The organism is Streptomyces sp. NPDC043996 (genome assembly GCF_056435225.1).
Genome location: NZ_JBWKEY010000013.1, coordinates 1 through 14,917, shown reverse-complemented (window position 1 = coordinate 14,917; position 14,917 = coordinate 1). Strand labels below are relative to the sequence as shown.

10 protein-coding genes and 4 pseudogenes are annotated in these 14,917 nt (G+C 69.1%); 6 read left to right on the top strand and 8 right to left on the bottom strand.

Features of this window, described 5'->3' with window-relative positions; translation table 11 throughout:
- Positions 1-3: 3 nt before the first annotated feature.
- The 3 genes from cseB to AC07A4_RS29770 all read left to right on the top strand — a co-directional run bounded on the left by cseB (position 4) and on the right by AC07A4_RS29770 (position 5,755).
- On the top strand, positions 4-720 hold the full coding sequence (gene cseB / locus AC07A4_RS29780) for a two-component system response regulator CseB (protein WP_478604385.1): 717 nt from the start codon (positions 4-6) through the stop codon (positions 718-720).
- Between the two features lie 178 nt (positions 721-898).
- The gene (locus AC07A4_RS29775) at positions 899-2,092 is read left to right on the top strand and encodes an ATP-binding protein (RefSeq protein WP_478605024.1); all 1,194 of its coding nucleotides are present in this window, start codon (positions 899-901) and stop codon (positions 2,090-2,092) included.
- A gap of 468 nt (positions 2,093-2,560) precedes the next feature.
- The gene (locus AC07A4_RS29770; protein ID WP_478605022.1) at positions 2,561-5,755 is read left to right on the top strand and encodes a BTAD domain-containing putative transcriptional regulator; all 3,195 of its coding nucleotides are present in this window, start codon (positions 2,561-2,563) and stop codon (positions 5,753-5,755) included.
- Here the strand turns inward: AC07A4_RS29770 and AC07A4_RS29765 are convergent.
- The 4 genes from AC07A4_RS29765 to AC07A4_RS29750 all read right to left on the bottom strand — a co-directional run bounded on the left by AC07A4_RS29765 (position 5,739) and on the right by AC07A4_RS29750 (position 8,726).
- Complete coding sequence (locus AC07A4_RS29765) at positions 5,739-6,509, bottom strand: ABC transporter permease (RefSeq protein ID WP_478604382.1); 771 nt, start codon at positions 6,507-6,509, stop codon at positions 5,739-5,741. The two genes, AC07A4_RS29770 and AC07A4_RS29765, sit on opposite strands and share 17 nt — an antisense overlap.
- A complete protein-coding gene (locus AC07A4_RS29760) occupies positions 6,506-7,459 on the bottom strand; it encodes an ATP-binding cassette domain-containing protein (protein ID WP_478604379.1) in 954 nt (317 codons plus the stop codon). Before AC07A4_RS29760 ends, AC07A4_RS29765 begins: the two co-directional genes overlap by 4 nt.
- 128 nt (positions 7,460-7,587) lie before the next feature.
- Positions 7,588-7,818, bottom strand: a complete 231-nt coding sequence (locus AC07A4_RS29755) for a hypothetical protein (RefSeq protein ID WP_478604376.1) — start codon at positions 7,816-7,818, stop codon at positions 7,588-7,590.
- Positions 7,815-8,726 carry a hypothetical protein gene (locus AC07A4_RS29750; protein WP_478604373.1) on the bottom strand — a complete coding sequence of 304 codons (912 nt, stop codon included), beginning with the start codon at positions 8,724-8,726 and terminating at the stop codon, positions 7,815-7,817. Before AC07A4_RS29750 ends, AC07A4_RS29755 begins: the two co-directional genes overlap by 4 nt.
- Positions 8,727-9,073: 347 nt before the next feature.
- Between AC07A4_RS29750 and AC07A4_RS29745 the strand changes: the two genes are divergently transcribed.
- The 3 genes from AC07A4_RS29745 (at position 9,074) to AC07A4_RS29735 (ending at position 11,413) form a co-directional block, all read left to right on the top strand.
- On the top strand, positions 9,074-10,279 hold the full coding sequence (locus tag AC07A4_RS29745) for a helix-turn-helix domain-containing protein (protein WP_478604370.1): 1,206 nt from the start codon (positions 9,074-9,076) through the stop codon (positions 10,277-10,279).
- 116 nt (positions 10,280-10,395) lie between these two features.
- Positions 10,396-10,779 carry a DUF6415 family natural product biosynthesis protein gene (locus AC07A4_RS29740; protein ID WP_478604367.1) on the top strand — a complete coding sequence of 128 codons (384 nt, stop codon included), beginning with the start codon at positions 10,396-10,398 and terminating at the stop codon, positions 10,777-10,779.
- Positions 10,780-11,218: 439 nt separating this feature from the next.
- Entirely contained in the window at positions 11,219-11,413 is a 195-nt protein-coding gene (locus tag AC07A4_RS29735; RefSeq protein WP_478604364.1) for a hypothetical protein, read from the top strand.
- A 190-nt stretch (positions 11,414-11,603) separates the two neighbouring features.
- On the opposite strand, the pseudogene AC07A4_RS29730 reads toward AC07A4_RS29735, so the two are convergent.
- From AC07A4_RS29730 to AC07A4_RS29715, 4 pseudogenes are all read right to left on the bottom strand, one after another.
- Positions 11,604-12,521: pseudogene (locus tag AC07A4_RS29730) on the bottom strand (PAS domain-containing protein); the annotation flags it as partial.
- 144 nt (positions 12,522-12,665) lie between these two features.
- Positions 12,666-13,310 (bottom strand): annotated as a pseudogene (locus AC07A4_RS29725) (caspase, EACC1-associated type); the annotation flags it as partial.
- Position 13,311: 1 nt separating this feature from the next.
- Positions 13,312-13,623: pseudogene (locus AC07A4_RS29720) on the bottom strand (effector-associated constant component EACC1); the annotation flags it as partial.
- A gap of 323 nt (positions 13,624-13,946) precedes the next feature.
- Positions 13,947-14,705, bottom strand: a pseudogene (locus AC07A4_RS29715) (transposase).
- Positions 14,706-14,917 lie beyond the last annotated feature (212 nt).

Sequence of the window (14,917 nt, the reverse complement as noted above, 5' to 3'; positions counted from 1 at the left end):
GTGATGGGACAGAACAGTGGCGGCCCCCCTGCTGACGTCCGCGTCCTGCTGGTCGAGGACGACGAGACGATCCGCAAGTCCGTCGGCATGGCCCTGGAGCGCTACGGCTACCAGGTGTCCGCGGCACCGGACGGCCTCACCGGCCTGGAGATCTTCCGGGACGGACAGCACGACCTGCTGCTGCTCGACGTCATGCTGCCGCACCTCGACGGGATCGGGCTGTGCCGCAGAGTCCGCGAGACGAGCCAGGCCCCGATCCTGATGATGTCCGCCAGGGGCGACGCGCTGGACGTAGTGGCGGGCCTTGAGGCGGGTGCGGATGACTACGTCATCAAGCCGGTCGACACCACGGTCCTCGTAGCGCGCATCCGCACCCTGCTGCGCCGGGCCACCTTCACCGCGACCACGCCCGAGACGGCCACGGCCGACGACGACGCGGTGCTCACCTTCCGGAACCTCACCGTCGACACCCGTGGCCTGGAGGTGCGCACCGACGGGCACCTCGTCGCGCTCACCCCCACCGAACTGCGCCTGCTCCTCGAATTCGTGGCCGCGCCCGGGATCGTCCTGGAACGGCAGCGGCTGCTGCGCACCGTGTGGGACTACGGCTGGGAGGGCGACAGCCGGGTCGTCGACCTGGCGGTACAGCGGCTGCGCAAGAAGATCGGCGCCGACCACATCGAGACGGCGCGCGGCTTCGGCTACAAGTTCCGGCGCTGACATGAAACCTGGCATGCAACCTGACATGAAACCTGGTGTGAGACCTGGTGTGAGACCTGACCTGCGGCCCGACACGAGCCCTGACACGGGCCGTGACCGCCCCGCGCTGCTGCGCTTCGTCGACCCCCGCTCGCTGCGCTGGAAGATCGCCGCCGGGGTCGCCGCCGCGGCCTGCGCGATGGCCCTCGGCATCGGGGTGCTCGTGCACCAGCGCACCGAGGAGCGCGGCCTGGGCATCGCCCGCGCCGCGGCGCTGCGCGAACTCGACCTGGCCAAGGCGGAGTTCCGCGGCGAGCAGCCCACGCGCCGCGCCCCCGAGGAACGCGCGAACTACGTCGTGGGCGACGAGGTCCCCGACCAGTTGCGGAACCAGCTGGCCTCCACGTCGTCCGCCACTCCGCCCTCCACGGCGACCTGGAAGGACACCCGCAAGCCACTCCAGGGGCCCAGCATGTGGGCGGCCGAACGGGTCGACGGCACCGTGATCGCCGTCAACGTCAGCATGGTCGGCGAGCAGCTCAGCCTCGAAGCCCTCGACCGGCACATCCGCTACGCGGCCATCGCCACGCTGGCCGTCGTCGTCCCCCTCACGCTGCTCGCCGCCGAACTGGTCCTGCGACGCCTGCGGCGCGTCGCGGGGACGGCCCGCCGCATCCGCCACGGCGACCTCGACGCGCGCACCGGAGGCCGCGGCCACGACGAGATCAGCGAGATCTCCTCGGCCGTCGACCACATGGCGGACGCGCTCCAGGAGCGGCTGCGCGGCGAGCAGCGCTTCACCGCGGACGTCGCCCACGAGCTGCGCACACCGCTGACCGGCCTCGTCACATCGGCCTCGCTGCTGCCCGAGAGCGAGGCCACCGAACTGGTCCAGGACCGGGTGCGGGTGCTGCGGGGCCTGGTGGACGACCTCCTGGAGATCTCACGCCTCGACGCGGGCGCGGAGCGGGCCGACACCCAGCCGGTACCGCTCGGGGAGCTGGTGGCGGAGTCCGTGCGCAGGGCGGGCCTGGAGGAGCACGTCACTGTCACCGTCGTCGGCCGCCCCATGGCCGAGACCGACCCGCGCCGCCTCGACCGCATCGTCACCAACCTGGCCCTCAACGCCCACCGCCACGGCGCCGCCCCGGTGGAGGTCACCGTAGCCGCCACGACCATCGCCGTACGCGACCACGGCCCCGGCTTCCCCGAGGACCTCCTCCGCCACGGCCCCCAACGCTTCCACACCGCCACCCCCGAACGCGGCCACGGCCACGGCCTGGGCCTGACCATCGCCCTGGGCCAGTCACGGGTGATCGGCGCCAGCCTCACCCTGACGAACGCGCCCCCTGCGGGAGCCCTCGCCACACTGACGCTTCCCCCGACGGCCTGAGCGGCAGGGCGGCGCCTCAGGACACATCTCGGACTCGACTCAGTGACCGGACAGGGTGAGCGCCCCGCAACCGCCAGCCGTCACCTCGGCGGTAGACCTCGGCGAGGATCGTGGCGCGCTCGGTGATGGCCTGCTCCGTGGGCCCGTCCACCGCGAGCCGCACCGTGCCGTCGGGAGGCTCGGGGCGCTGCGGAGACGACGAGGTCCACCTCACAGGCGGCGCGCTGACTCCACGCGGCGGTCACCGTCCGCGCCGCGTCGGCGTGGGGCACGAACGCGGTGGGGGTGCGTCGGGACGAGGTCATGGACTGGACGGAGATCGCCGGACTCCTCACCGACAGCTACCGCCTCCTGACCCCTCGCGGGCTCGCGGCCCTCGTCACGGCCCGCCGGACTGACCCGCTGGGCCGGTCCGGCAAGGCGCCATCCGCCCGAGGGCCCGGTCAGGACCATGGCAAAATTCAGCGGGTGCAGATCGGGATGCTGGGTCCATTCGAGGTGCGCACGGAGGACGGCGTCCCGCTCGACGTGCCCGGCGCGCGGCTGCGCGGACTGCTGACCGCCCTCGCGCTCAAGCCGGGGCACGTGGTCCCGAAGGCGTCGCTCGTCGACTGGATCTGGGGGGAGCACCCGCCCGCCGACGCGACGAACGCCCTGCACCGCCTGATCTCCCGGCTGCGGAAGGCACTGCCTGAAGGGGTGGTCGAGGGTCGTACGGACGGCTACCGCCTCGCGGTGGAGCCCGACGCCGTCGACGCCGTACGGTTCGAACGCCTCGTCGTCGCGGGCCAGGCCCGCACCGAGGACGCGGCCTCGCGGGCGCGGCTGCTGCGCGACGCCCTCGGACTGTGGCGCGGTGCGGCCCTGCAGGACGTCGGTTGCGACAGCACCGCGTTCGCCGCGGCGGTCGCCCGTCTCGAAGGGCTGCGCCTGACCGCGACGGAGGAGCGGGTCGACGCCGAGGTCGCCCTCGGACGCGGCGCGCGCATGGTCACGGAGCTGACCGACCTGGTGGCCGCGCATCCACTGCGGGAACGTCTCGTGGCCGCCCTGATGCGCGCCCTCGTCACGGCCGGACGTGACAGCGAGGCGCTGCTCGCGTACCAGCACGCGCGGGAGACCCTGGCCGAGGCGCTGGGCGTCGACCCCTCACCGGAGCTCGCGGCGCTGCATGTCGCGCTGCTGCGCGGCGAGTTGGCGCGTGACCTGCCCGGGCGCGGCGAGCCGGGACAGAGCGGCCCCGCGCGCGGCGAGCCGGGCCGCAGGACCAATCTGCGCGCCGAGCTGACGACCTTCGTGGGCCGGGGCGCCGACGTCGCCGCCGTCCGAGGCCTCGTCGCCGCGCACCGGCTCACCACCGTGATCGGTCCTGGCGGCTCCGGCAAGACCAGGTTGGCCACGGAGACCGCCCGCACCCTGCTCGGCGAACTTCCGGACGGCGTCTGGCTGGTGGAGCTCGCCGCCATCGGCGCCGATGGCGACGTGGCCCACGCGACGCTCGCCGGGCTCGGCCTCCGCGACGCCCTGCTTGGCGGGGCCCCGCACACGGAGCCGACGGACCGTCTCGTCGCCGCGATCCGCGAGCGGGAAGCGGTGCTGATCCTGGACAACTGCGAGCACGTGATCGAGGCCGCCGCGGTGTTCGCCCACCGGCTGCTCGGGGAGTGCGGGCGGCTGCGGATCCTGGCGACGAGCCGTGAACCGCTCGGCATCACCGGGGAGGCGCTGTGGCTGGTGGAGCCGCTGGCCCTGCCGCAGGACGGCGCGGGCCCGGGCGTGATCGAGGCCTCGCCCGCCGTCCAGCTCCTGCGGGACCGGGCCGGGGCGGTGCGCAGGGACCTCGCGTCCGACGCCCCCACTCTGGCGACGATGGCGCGCGTGTGCCGGGCCCTCGACGGGATGCCGCTGGCGATCGAACTGGCCGCGGCCCGGCTGCGCACCCTCTCCGTCGACCAGCTCGCGGGCCGCCTCGATGACCGGTTCCGCCTGCTGACCAGCGGCAGTCGGACCGCGCTTCCGCAGCACAGGACGCTGCGGGCGGTGGTCGACTGGAGCTGGGACCTGCTCACCGAGGCCGAGCGGACCGTCCTGCGCAGGCTCTCGGTGTTCTCCGGCGGGGCGAGCCTGGAGGCGGCCGAAAGCGTCTGCGCGGCCGGCACGACCGGCGCGGTCGAGCGCGAGCAGGTACTCGAGTTGCTCACCGCGCTCACGGAGAAGTCGCTGCTGCTCGCCGAGGGCGACGGCGCTCCGCGCTACCGCATGCTCGGCACGATCAAGGAGTACGCCGGGCACCGGCTCGCCGAGGCGGGGGAGACGGACCTGGCGCGCCACGCGCACCTGGCCTGCTTCACCGGACTCGCCGAGACCGCGGAGCCCCACCTGCGCCGCGCCGGGCAACTTCACTGGCTGGCCAGGCTCGAGGCCGAGCACGACAACATCGGCGCCGCGCTGCGCGGCGCGCTCGCGGCGGGCGAGGCACAGGCGGCGATGCGGCTCGCCGGGGGCGCGGGCTGGTACTGGTGGCTCAGCGGCCACAAGACCGAGGGCCTCGAACTGCTCACGGCGGCCACCAGGGTCCCCGGCGAGGTGACGGACGACGTCCGGGCCACGGTGTACCTGCTGGTCGTCCTGTTCGTGGGCTCCGGGCGGGGCGACGAACACCATGCTGCCGAGTGGATCCACAAGGCGTACGAGGCCAGTCGGCGCAGCCGGAGCTACCACCCCCTGGAGGGGTTCGTCGTCCCCATGGAACACCTGTTGCGCGCCCCCGACGCGGTCCTGCCCGCGATCGAAGCGCTGCTGGACGACGACGACCCCTGGGCGCGCGCCCTGGCCCGGCTGCACCTGGGCAAGATGCGGATCATGCTCGGCCGGGCCGGGCGCGACGCGGACGCGCACCTGGAGAGGGCGTTGGCCGAGTTCCGGGCGCTCGGCGAGCGGTTCGGGATCTCGTTCGCCCTGTCCGAGCTGGCGGACCGGACGGCCACGCGCGGAGAGTTCGCCGACGCGTGCGCGTACTACGAGCAGGCGATCGAAGCCGTCACCGAGGTCAGCGGCACCGAGGACGTCATCCGGATGCGGTCGCGGCAGGCGCAGCTGTACTGGCTCCTCGGCGACGGGGACGCGAGCGCGGCCGCCATCGCCGAGGCACAGCGGAGCGCGGAGCGCGTCACCTGGCCGGACGCGCTGGCCGAGCTGGCTCTCGCGAAGGCGGAACTCGCCCGGTGGCGGGGCGACGCCGGGGAGGCACGCGAGCAACTCGGCGTCGCGACCGCCCTGCTGGGCGACGGAGCGGAGCAGGCGAACATCCGCGTCCTCACGCACGACCTGCTCGGCTATCTCGCCGACGACCTCGACGCGTGCCGGGTGCACCGCGCGGCGGCCTGCGCGGCGGCCTCCGAGACGGGACACGCCCCGCTGATCGCGCAGGCGCTCGTCGGGGTCGCGGACCTGGCACTGCGCCGTGACGAACACGAGCAGGCCGCGCGGCTGCTCGCGGCGAGCGAGGACGTGTGCGGCCTGCGGGACCGCTTCCACCCGGACGCGGGCCGGATCGAGCGGGACGCGCGGCGCCGCCTCGGCGACGCGCGGTTCGCCGAGGCGGCTCAGGAGGGGATGCGGACCGGCTGGTCTCAGCTGGCCGAGGTCACGCTCGCTTCTTGAACGTGGCGACCGCCCACACGTACCCGAGGAGGGCGAGCCCGACGCACCAGGCGACGGCGGCGAACGCGTCGCCGCTGGAGAGGTCGCCGCCGAGCAGGCCGCGCATCGTCTCGATGATCGGTGTGAAGGGCTGGTACTCCGCGAACTGCCGCACCCCGGCCCCCATCGTGTCCGCGGGCACGAACGCGCTGCTCAGGAACGGCAGCATGATCAGGGGCACCGAGGCAAGGCCCGCGGACTCCACGGTCTTCGCGGCGAGCCCCAGGGCGACGGTGAGCCATCCGGCCGCGAAGCTGAGCAGCACGGCCAGACCGGCCGCGCCGAGCCAGTCGACGGCGCTCGCGTCCGGGTCGAACCCCATCGCGAAGGCCAGCGCGACGATGGCCGCGCAGGCCACCAGGCAGCGCAGCGTGGTGATGACGACATGCCCGGTCAGCACGGAACCCCGCGAGACGTCCATGGCCTTGAACCGGTTGATGACGCCCTTGGTCATGTCGTCGTTCACGGCCGTCGCGGTGGCCCCCAGGCCGTAGCTGACGGCCATCACGAGCATCCCGGGCGTCGCGTAGTCGATGTAGTCGTCGCCGACGCTGAACGCGCCGCCGAAGACCTTCACGAACATCAGCATGATCACCATGGGGAACAGGACCGCGTTGAACACCGTGACCGGGTTCCGCAAGGTGTGCTTCACATTGCGGCGCAGCATGATCCGGGTGTCGCCCAACGCCGTCGAGACCGTACTCGCCGTACTCACTGTGTGATCGCCTTCCTGCTCGTGTGCTCGCTCGTGCGCTCGGTCAGGGCGAGGAAGACGTCGTCGAGGTCGGGGGTGTGCACGGTCAGCTCGTCCGCCTCGATGTCGACGGCGTCCAGCCAGTCGAGGAGGGACCGCAGCTCGCGCTGGCTGCCCGTGCTCGGAATCTGCAGCGACAGCGCCTCGTCGTTCCTGGTGGCCTCCTCGCGCAGGGCGGAGGAGGCCGACCGGTACGCGGCCGGGTCCGTGAACCGCAGCCGTACATGCCCGCCTGGGATGAGCCGCTTCAGCTCCTCGGGGCTCCCCTCGGCGACGATCCCGCCGCCGCTCAGTACCGCGATCCGGTCCGCGAGTTCGTCGGCCTCCTCCAAGTACTGGGTGGTGAGGAAGACGGTGACGCCGTCGGCCACCAACTCTCGGATGATCTCCCACATCGTGCGCCTGCTGCGCGGATCGAGCCCTGTCGTCGGCTCATCGAGGAAGATCACCTGCGGGCTGCCGACCAGCGTCATCGCCAGATCCAGCTTCCGGCGCATCCCGCCGGAGTACGTCCCCGCCAGCCTGTCCGCCGACTCCACCAGATCGAACCGCTCGAGCAGCCGCGCGACCACCTGACCAGCGAAGCGCACGCGCTTCAGGTCCGCCATCATGCGCAGGTTCTCCCGGCCCGACAACAACTCGTCGACCGCGGCGAACTGCCCGGTCACACCAATGACCCCGCGCACCTCCTTGGTCGCGTCCACCACGTCGTGCCCCATGACGCGCACGCTCCCGGCATCAGCCCTCGACAACGTCGTCAGCACGTTCACCGTCGTCGTCTTGCCCGCCCCGTTCGGACCGAGCAACGAAAACACCGACCCCGCCGCGACCTCGAACCCGATCCCGTCGAGCACGACCTTGTCGCCATACATCTTGCGCAGCCCAGAAACTGCGACAGCCGAACTTCTCATGCCCCCAAGGTGCCGACGGCCCCTGACATCCCCCTGTCACCCACCTGACACGCCCCCCCCACACCAGACGAAGCGACAGAACAATGGAAGGGTCGGTCCCAAGAGTCCTAAAAGTCCCAAGAAGGGAGTCACCGTGCCGCCGTGACGTTGTTGGCCGGCAATTCCTCTGCGGAGTCCGGCCTCCCACTCTGGTGCAGTGAAGCGGCGAGAATGCGGCAGACTTCGACCCGTTGGTGTTGATCACAGCCGTCCATCAGGCGCTCCAGGCGACGGAGTACGGCGAGATCCCGCCCGCAGCGGACCACAACACCTTGGGCCACGCAGACCACGATTCCGAATACGGCCATGATCGAGGTCACGATGTGTAGCCCTTCCGGATATGTTCAGTGATTTCCTGAGAGCCAGATGGCCCGTACCCGTACTGGCATGCGGAGTGACGCCTCAAGATCACGGTATGTCCGCCCAGGCGGGCGGATTCATGCGAAGTCAACTCGATCGCCTCGCTCGGCGACAGGCCGTCGACGAAGCCATGGGCCAATAGCGCAGCGCAGAGGGCCTCCACAGTGTCGCCGCAGCACCACTCGATCACGAGATCTCCGGAGTGGTGCGTGTAGCAGTTGGCGAAACCGTGGGGTTCCGCGGTCCGATTGACCAGAGCTGGACGACGCAGGAGCCGACTCATCATCAGGTCGCGCACCGGCACGTCCACGTGTGCAGGATGGGGCTGTTTCCACTCTTCGGCCTCAGCCCTCTCGTCGAGTGAAAGTCCGCTCCCGGGTCGCTTCCACAGGAGAGTCTCACCGTCGCGTGCGGTCGGGAGACGCCACGTACGGCCGTCGGTGCGCGTCAGAGTGATCCGCGTAGGGCTGAGGGCGTCGTGGAGCAGGATTTCCCGGTCGTCCGGATGACAACGCAGCCCGGGGACGCCACGGATGCCTCCGTAAGGCTCATCGAAGCGCGGGAGGAGCTCACGGACCACTTCGTTCGCCATCGTGGGCTCAAGCGTCAACTCCAGGTGCTGAGCGACGGGTCGCGCCTTCCGTACTCCAAAGAGGGCGCCGTTGAGCTGACGATCCTGGAATCGGCTTGCCAAGACGTGGGCGACGTGCGCTTCCAGCTGACACTGATGAGGTTCTGCCGCATCGGCGATCGAGGGGCCGAGGTAGACGTGGGCCTGTTTCGCCAGCCGTGCAGCACTCGATTGTCTGAGCGACGTCTGGCGGTGGATCCTCTTCGCCAGACGGCTGGCGTTGCGCGATTTGGACATACGTCGCCCCTTCCGCTTGCCGCCCGGCGACGACAGGAGAGACAGGTCGGATGTCCTGATGCGTACTGATGGCCAACTGCGGGTGACTCTCAAGAGCCCACTGCTCGCTCCGGCGCCGGGACCGGGATGTAGCGAGACGCACTGCCGCAGCAGCGCGGTAGGCACGCTATACCATCTCTCGTGATCGAGTCGGTGAACGAACAGGTTGAGTACCGGAGAAGCGCCGCCGAGGAACCGAGCGTGGGCATGCAGCGCGTCGATCCCATCGAGGGGACCGGGAGCCGAACGCCGTTCCCTCAGCGCGGCTGGGGGTATCTTCGAGCTGTCGAGACTCGAAGGACGTCATCATGCCGTACGCGGACGACGCAGCGGGCGAGCGGATTGGGCGGCGCATCGCGCAAGCACGCAAGACGCGTGGTCTGACACAGCTCCAACTCGCTCAGCGCATTCCTTGCTCGAAGTCTCTGATCGCTCAGGTCGAACGGGGCCACAAACCCGCCACGCCCGCACTCACAGCTGGCGCTGCCCGCGCGCTGGGTGTCCGCCTTGAACAGCTCACGGGACAGCCGTACGAGGATGCTCAACGGGGTCGCGTGCACGCGACGATCCCGGGTATCCAGACGTCCATGCTGTCCTGGGACTTGCCGGACGAGGATGTGTCGGTGAGGGCGTACGAGGAGCTGGCCGCCGACGTGGCGCGCGCCTCCGCACTCGGCCGCAAGGCCAAGTACGCGAAGGTCGGTCACCTGTTGCCGCCACTCCTTGATGAACTGTCGACCGCATGCCATACAGCTGAGGGAGTCGAGCGGGAAAGGCTGTTCGGACTGCTTGCCGAGGCCTACTCCGGTGTCACCGCGATCGCCTACGCGCTCGGCCTATTCGATCTGCGTTCGCAGGCGATGGATCGAATTCAGTGGGCCGCACGGGAGTCTGCCGACCCACTGCGCATTGGACGTACGCAATGGCAGCGCGCCACGCTGTTCCTTCAATCCGCCGCGTACGGCCGTGGAATGCGGCTACTGGACCGCGTCCGCCATGACTTGGGCGAGGACATCGCACGCATGGACGCGCCCACGCTGAGCGTGCATGGCGCCGTGCACCTACGATCAGCCATGTTCGCAGCACGTGTCGGGAACGGCCCGACCGCACATGCGCACCTCGACGCTGCGGCGGATGCTGCCAGCCGCCTCGGTCGGGACGCGAACTACTACGGCCTTGAGTTCGGTCCGACCAACGTCGCGATGCACCGACTCGGCGTGGCCGTGGAGATGTACGACGGCCCGGAAGTCGTCCGTCAGACCAAGCGCACCCGCCTCCCCGCCGACGTGGCACCCGTACGGGCGGGGCGCTGGTACATGGACGCTGCGAAGGGCTGGCTTGACTACGGGAACCGCGAGAAGGCGTTCGCCGCGCTCCAATCGGCGCGGGGAGTGGCGCCTGAGCAAACCCGGAACCATCCCCAAGTGCGGGAGACCGTCCAAACGTTGATCCACCTGGAGCGTTACAGCAAGGAGTCACTGGCGGGATTCGCCGCTTGGATCGGCATCACTTGATGTTTCACGAGTCGTGAAACTCACGGGTGCACGCACCGCAGCAGTATGAAGAAGACAGTCCCCGACGAGGTGGCGAGACCTCGCCGGGGTGCCAACGCTGCTGAGGAGCGCCGACAGTGACTACTTCTACCACCCACTCGAACGGCAGGGGACAGGCGCCCACCCCGCTGCTCGATGTCGAGACGATGCGCGCCAGCGCGCGCCGTCTGCTTGCCGAGAACGCCGAACTTCCCACCCCCGAGGACCTGGAAACACTCACCCTTCACCTGCGCGGGCACATCATGCTGGCGATCCCTGAGGTGGAGATCGCGGCCGGGCGGCTCCCCAAGGACGACGTGCCCCGCGCCTGCGCGTACGCCTGCGTGACGGAGGCACGCATGCGGCTCGGCCTGGAGCCCGGCCGCACCCTGCCCGCCGGGATCGCGCACGCGCAACGTTTGGCCCGCTGCGTGAGCGCCCTGTGCGATCACATCGAGAACCTGGGCGGCGAGCACCCGTGACCGACGTCCGGCACTACTGCCGCTACTGCGACGAGCTGATCACCGATCCCAAGGACGCGGAGTTGTTCGCCTACCAGCCGAGCCTGAGCGGCCCCGGCTGGCTCGTGTACGCCCACCGTGCGCACGCCCACCTAGTCCAGCCCCGACCCACGCCCGCTGGTTGTCGTCTCCGGCCAACCTCTACTCAGGGGCAAGGCTCACGGCTGTGCCGGGCCAGGTACAGCAGATGATCGCCCAGGCCATCGAGGTCGGGTACGCGGCTGCTCTGCGGGACGTGCGTGAGGGTGACTACGACGGAGATCTTCGGGAATGGCGACCGATCTGTTCGAGGGGGAGCCCGACTAGGCCGTTTCTGATGGCTTTTGGTGGGCTGGTGGATCTCGTGGGTTGCCGGGCGGGAGGCCCATATGGTGCGGCGACACGAGCTCACGGACGCGCAGTGGCAGAGGTCTGGCAGGCCACGCGCTACACCCCGGCGGCGACGACGTTCGCCGGAAAGCCCCTCCAGGTGGCCCCGGGAGGGGTCTCCACCCTCCGCCTCCTCTGGGAACCCCAGGCCCACGACTCCCACCACGTCCACAGGGACCTGCCTCTGGCGGTGGCGTTCCACGTTCTGGACGCGGGGGACGCCTGACGACGCACTACCGCGCGGTGTTGCCGACCTGATGGCCCCTATGCCGCACGAAGAGGGAAAAGCGGTGTCGTGAAAGTGTCGACCACAGGAGCCGGAGGCGGTACCACCGGACTCGCTCGGAAAGCGGCTCTTCCGGCCGTACTGTGTCGACGTGGGTCGAAGCTTCGGATCTCGTGGTGAGGGCCGGGCGGACTTCGTCGATGTGAGACAGCTGAAAGCGAAGCCCATCGCTGACGTCGGCTACTACAGCGCTACGTAGCCTCACCCGAATGTACGTACCGTCGCGGCGGGCCAGCCGTACTTCCGCATGACCGCCTTGTGGCGGGGTCCGCAGCAGAGTCCCGATGTCGTCCGGGTGTGTGAGGTCGATCAGAGAGTACCGTCGCATGGATGAAGCCGGGCGACCGAGCATGCGGCACAACGCGTCGTTCGTCCGGAGGACCCTCCCATGGCGATCGCCGCCCAATTCGGCGATGGCGATACCCGATGGAGCGTATTCAAAGGCTTGACGGAAGGATTCCTCGTTGATACGCAAGGCTTGCTGTTCACGTTCGAGGCGAACCAGCGCGCGTTGCATATTGGCGCGCAGACGGGCACCGTTGACAGCCGTACCAGAGTGATAAGCGTACCTGCGTAAATGGCCGCGCGCCTGGGGCGTGGGGCGGATCCGGTTTCGTGGCATATCGACCGATATGACCCCGATCAGTTCATTCCGGAAACCGGCCGTATACATCGGCGCATAGAGATGATCTTGAGGATGCCACTCATGGTCCAACTGGGGCAGAGCACCTTCAGTGTGCCACTGCGGGACGTCGTCGTCGGCCAGAACCCAACTTTCGGTGTGTGGTATGAAGCGCAGCAGATCCCAGTCCTCACCCATGGACAGGCGCCGCTCCCAGGACGCACGGGAGCCGACACGGCCCGTCAGCATGGCTTCGGCCCCTGGGTCACCGGCAACTGCGGCTACCACCAGATCGCCGTCGGGCCTGACCAGATTGACGGTGGCCAGCCGGTATCCGAGATGTGTCACGATTCCATTAGCAATAGTCTGCAGTGTGTCGGCCAGACTGCGGCTGGTGTAGAGGTCGGCTATGGCTTGGTCCGCCATGAGGGAGTCGGTGCTGTCGGAGGCCGCGTCAGCGCCAGTGGCCGGGTCGCGCTGCGACGTGTATGCGGCGTTTCTGATGAACGGAGCCTGCCCCAGTTGGTTGCGGCACAGGCGCTGGGGCTCCGGCCGCTCCCTCATGATGAGTCGTGTGCGGAGGCGAGTGAAAATCGCGTCCAAAGTGAGGAGTGATGCCTCGCCCGGAATTCCCTCTTGCAGGATGGAAGCCCATTCGCCGGTGAATGCCGTGACTGGTTCACCGGGTGGCGCGAGTGCAACGGCCGTTTCCGCAGCGGCGGCCAGGAGATAGGTGCCGTCCAGTTCTAGAGCGGGCGCGTTCGACTGGACGCCGAATGCCCGGGCGCTGTAGCAGCAGTCAAGGACGACGATTCGTCGCAGAGCCCGGCTTCCCTCCACATCCATCCGGACCCAGTCGTAGGGAACGGATGAGTCGTGCACTGACCGAGGATCGCTGCTCTCGATGGCAAGATGTAGACGGCCGGTCCTGGGTTCGATCAGACCGTGCCCCGCGTAATAGATGAGCAGCGTATCGGACGCTTCCTCGGCAGCTTTCCCCACAGCCCGGGAAACGTCTCGAGGGAGGGACGGATCGGCGAGGACCGTACAGTGCTCGGGGGGTAGCTGCCATTTCTCCCGCAACAGATTCCGGAGAACCGCAAGATTTCCTTGCACTGCCGGCAAGGGATCCAAGGCTGAGAAAGTACTCGCACCGATCAGAACGACACGGGTTCTTTCTGGGGCAGGCAACTGCTCTGCCTCCGGCAAGTTCACCTCATTCCCCCAGGACACGTCGGAGCAGACGCTCAGCTTCCTCCTCTGAGCGGCCGCTGATCCGCACGACGGCGCCGTCGTGCCGCTCGACCGTCAGCGTCGGACGTTCTGGGCGGGTGGAGCGCCACGTCAGGATGGAGATCACCAACGAAGCCGCGTTGAAACCGCTGCCGAGGACCAGAGCCAAGACGTCGATGCCATTGCCCTGGTGACCGGGCGCGGAGGGATGGTCACTCCGCAACTCGGCGTCGACGGAACGTCGTACCGTCCTGTCGGTCCCGAGCCAAGCGGCGAGCGACTGAAGCTGCTGCTCGGAGTCCTCGGACGAGCAGCGTACGAGAATGTTCAAGAGCCCCCCAGAGAATGACTCGCCTAAGATCGTCACAGCATCGCACACCACCGAGTCGCCGAGGGCCTCACTGTGCACTCCGGTGTCCCACCGGCTGAGGTGAAGAGTTGTTGGTCCCGTCATACCGGGGAAGGGCAGGCCGTTACGGAAGGTCCTGCAGAGCCAGTCGCTCAGGCACGAGCGGATTTGGTAGCGAGCAGTGCTGTCGCCGGGTGTTCCGCAGGGACTGCATTGCCGCTCTTCGGCGTCGGGCTGCGGTGCTAGTGGCAACGGATCAGTGAGCTTCTTCAGCGCTGCCGCTCCAGAGTGAGGATGGCCTTGGCGATTGGCGTCATCCGGTTGGGGCTGCATCGGGACTTGCGGAAGATTCGCCAGGACTGCAGCCTTGCGACGCCGCGTTTGATGGGCGCTCGTGCGGCGGCCAGTGTCTGGTTGAGGTGTCTGGCTGAGGTCTTTTCGGTGGGGGGAGTTCCTGCAGGGCTTGCGTTTGATGCCGGTGGTCAGCCATGGGCCGGCGCCTTGGTAGGCGAGATCGGCCAGGATGGGAACGCCCTGGTGCTCGCAGATCCGGATGATCCGGTGGGCATGGGCGGCGGTCAGGTCGTGGGTACGGCCCGGCAAGGCGGGCGAGAGCCACAGCAGCCGGCCGCCGGGGTCGGTGACGTCCTGCACGTTCACCCCGTGGCGCAGGTGCTTGTGGGAGTAGTCGGCCCGGCCGTCGCCGACCCGGTCGCACTCGGCGAGTGTGCCGTCGAGCAGGACGAAGTCGGGATCGTGCTCGCGCAGCGTCTTGAGCAGACCCGGTGCACGCTCGGCGAGCAGGTCGACGACCGCGCGGGTGTAGGCGTGGGCGGTGGACTCACTGATCCCGAACCCGGAGGCGATCTTCGCCAGAGTGTGTGTTCGGGCAGGTACACCAGCGCCACCATCGCGCGCTGAGACGGACGGAGCTTGCAGCGCCGGTCGCCCTCACGGGTGACAATCAGCATGATGACCCACTCCACGAGCACATGCAGCAGGTCGAGTGCGGCAGGATGGATGACCAACGAGGCCCTCGAGCAACGTGATTGAGGCGTCAGGCATCTCGATCAACAGCTCGGGGGCCTCGCTCGTTGAGCTTCAGGGCCCATCACCCGATCGGTGGCCAACTCGAAGAAGCTCAGTGAAGGCTTCTCATCCTGAGTGCCACGCGATCTCGACGGCATGAACAGCGGCGACGGTTCGGCTGATGCGGCTGGGGCTGCAGCGGGCCTTGCGA

Excerpts from the sequence above, each read along its gene's own strand:
- AC07A4_RS29775 (WP_478605024.1), top strand. The coding sequence starts at position 899 with ATGGCCCTCGGCATCGGGGTGCTCGTGCACCAGCGCACCGAGGAGCGC.
- AC07A4_RS29750 (WP_478604373.1), bottom strand. The coding sequence starts at position 8,726 with ATGTCCAAATCGCGCAACGCCAGCCGTCTGGCGAAGAGGATCCACCGC.
- cseB (WP_478604385.1), top strand. The coding sequence starts at position 4 with ATGGGACAGAACAGTGGCGGCCCCCCTGCTGACGTCCGCGTCCTGCTG.
- AC07A4_RS29745 (WP_478604370.1), top strand. The coding sequence starts at position 9,074 with ATGCCGTACGCGGACGACGCAGCGGGCGAGCGGATTGGGCGGCGCATC.
- AC07A4_RS29760 (WP_478604379.1), bottom strand. The coding sequence starts at position 7,459 with ATGAGAAGTTCGGCTGTCGCAGTTTCTGGGCTGCGCAAGATGTATGGC.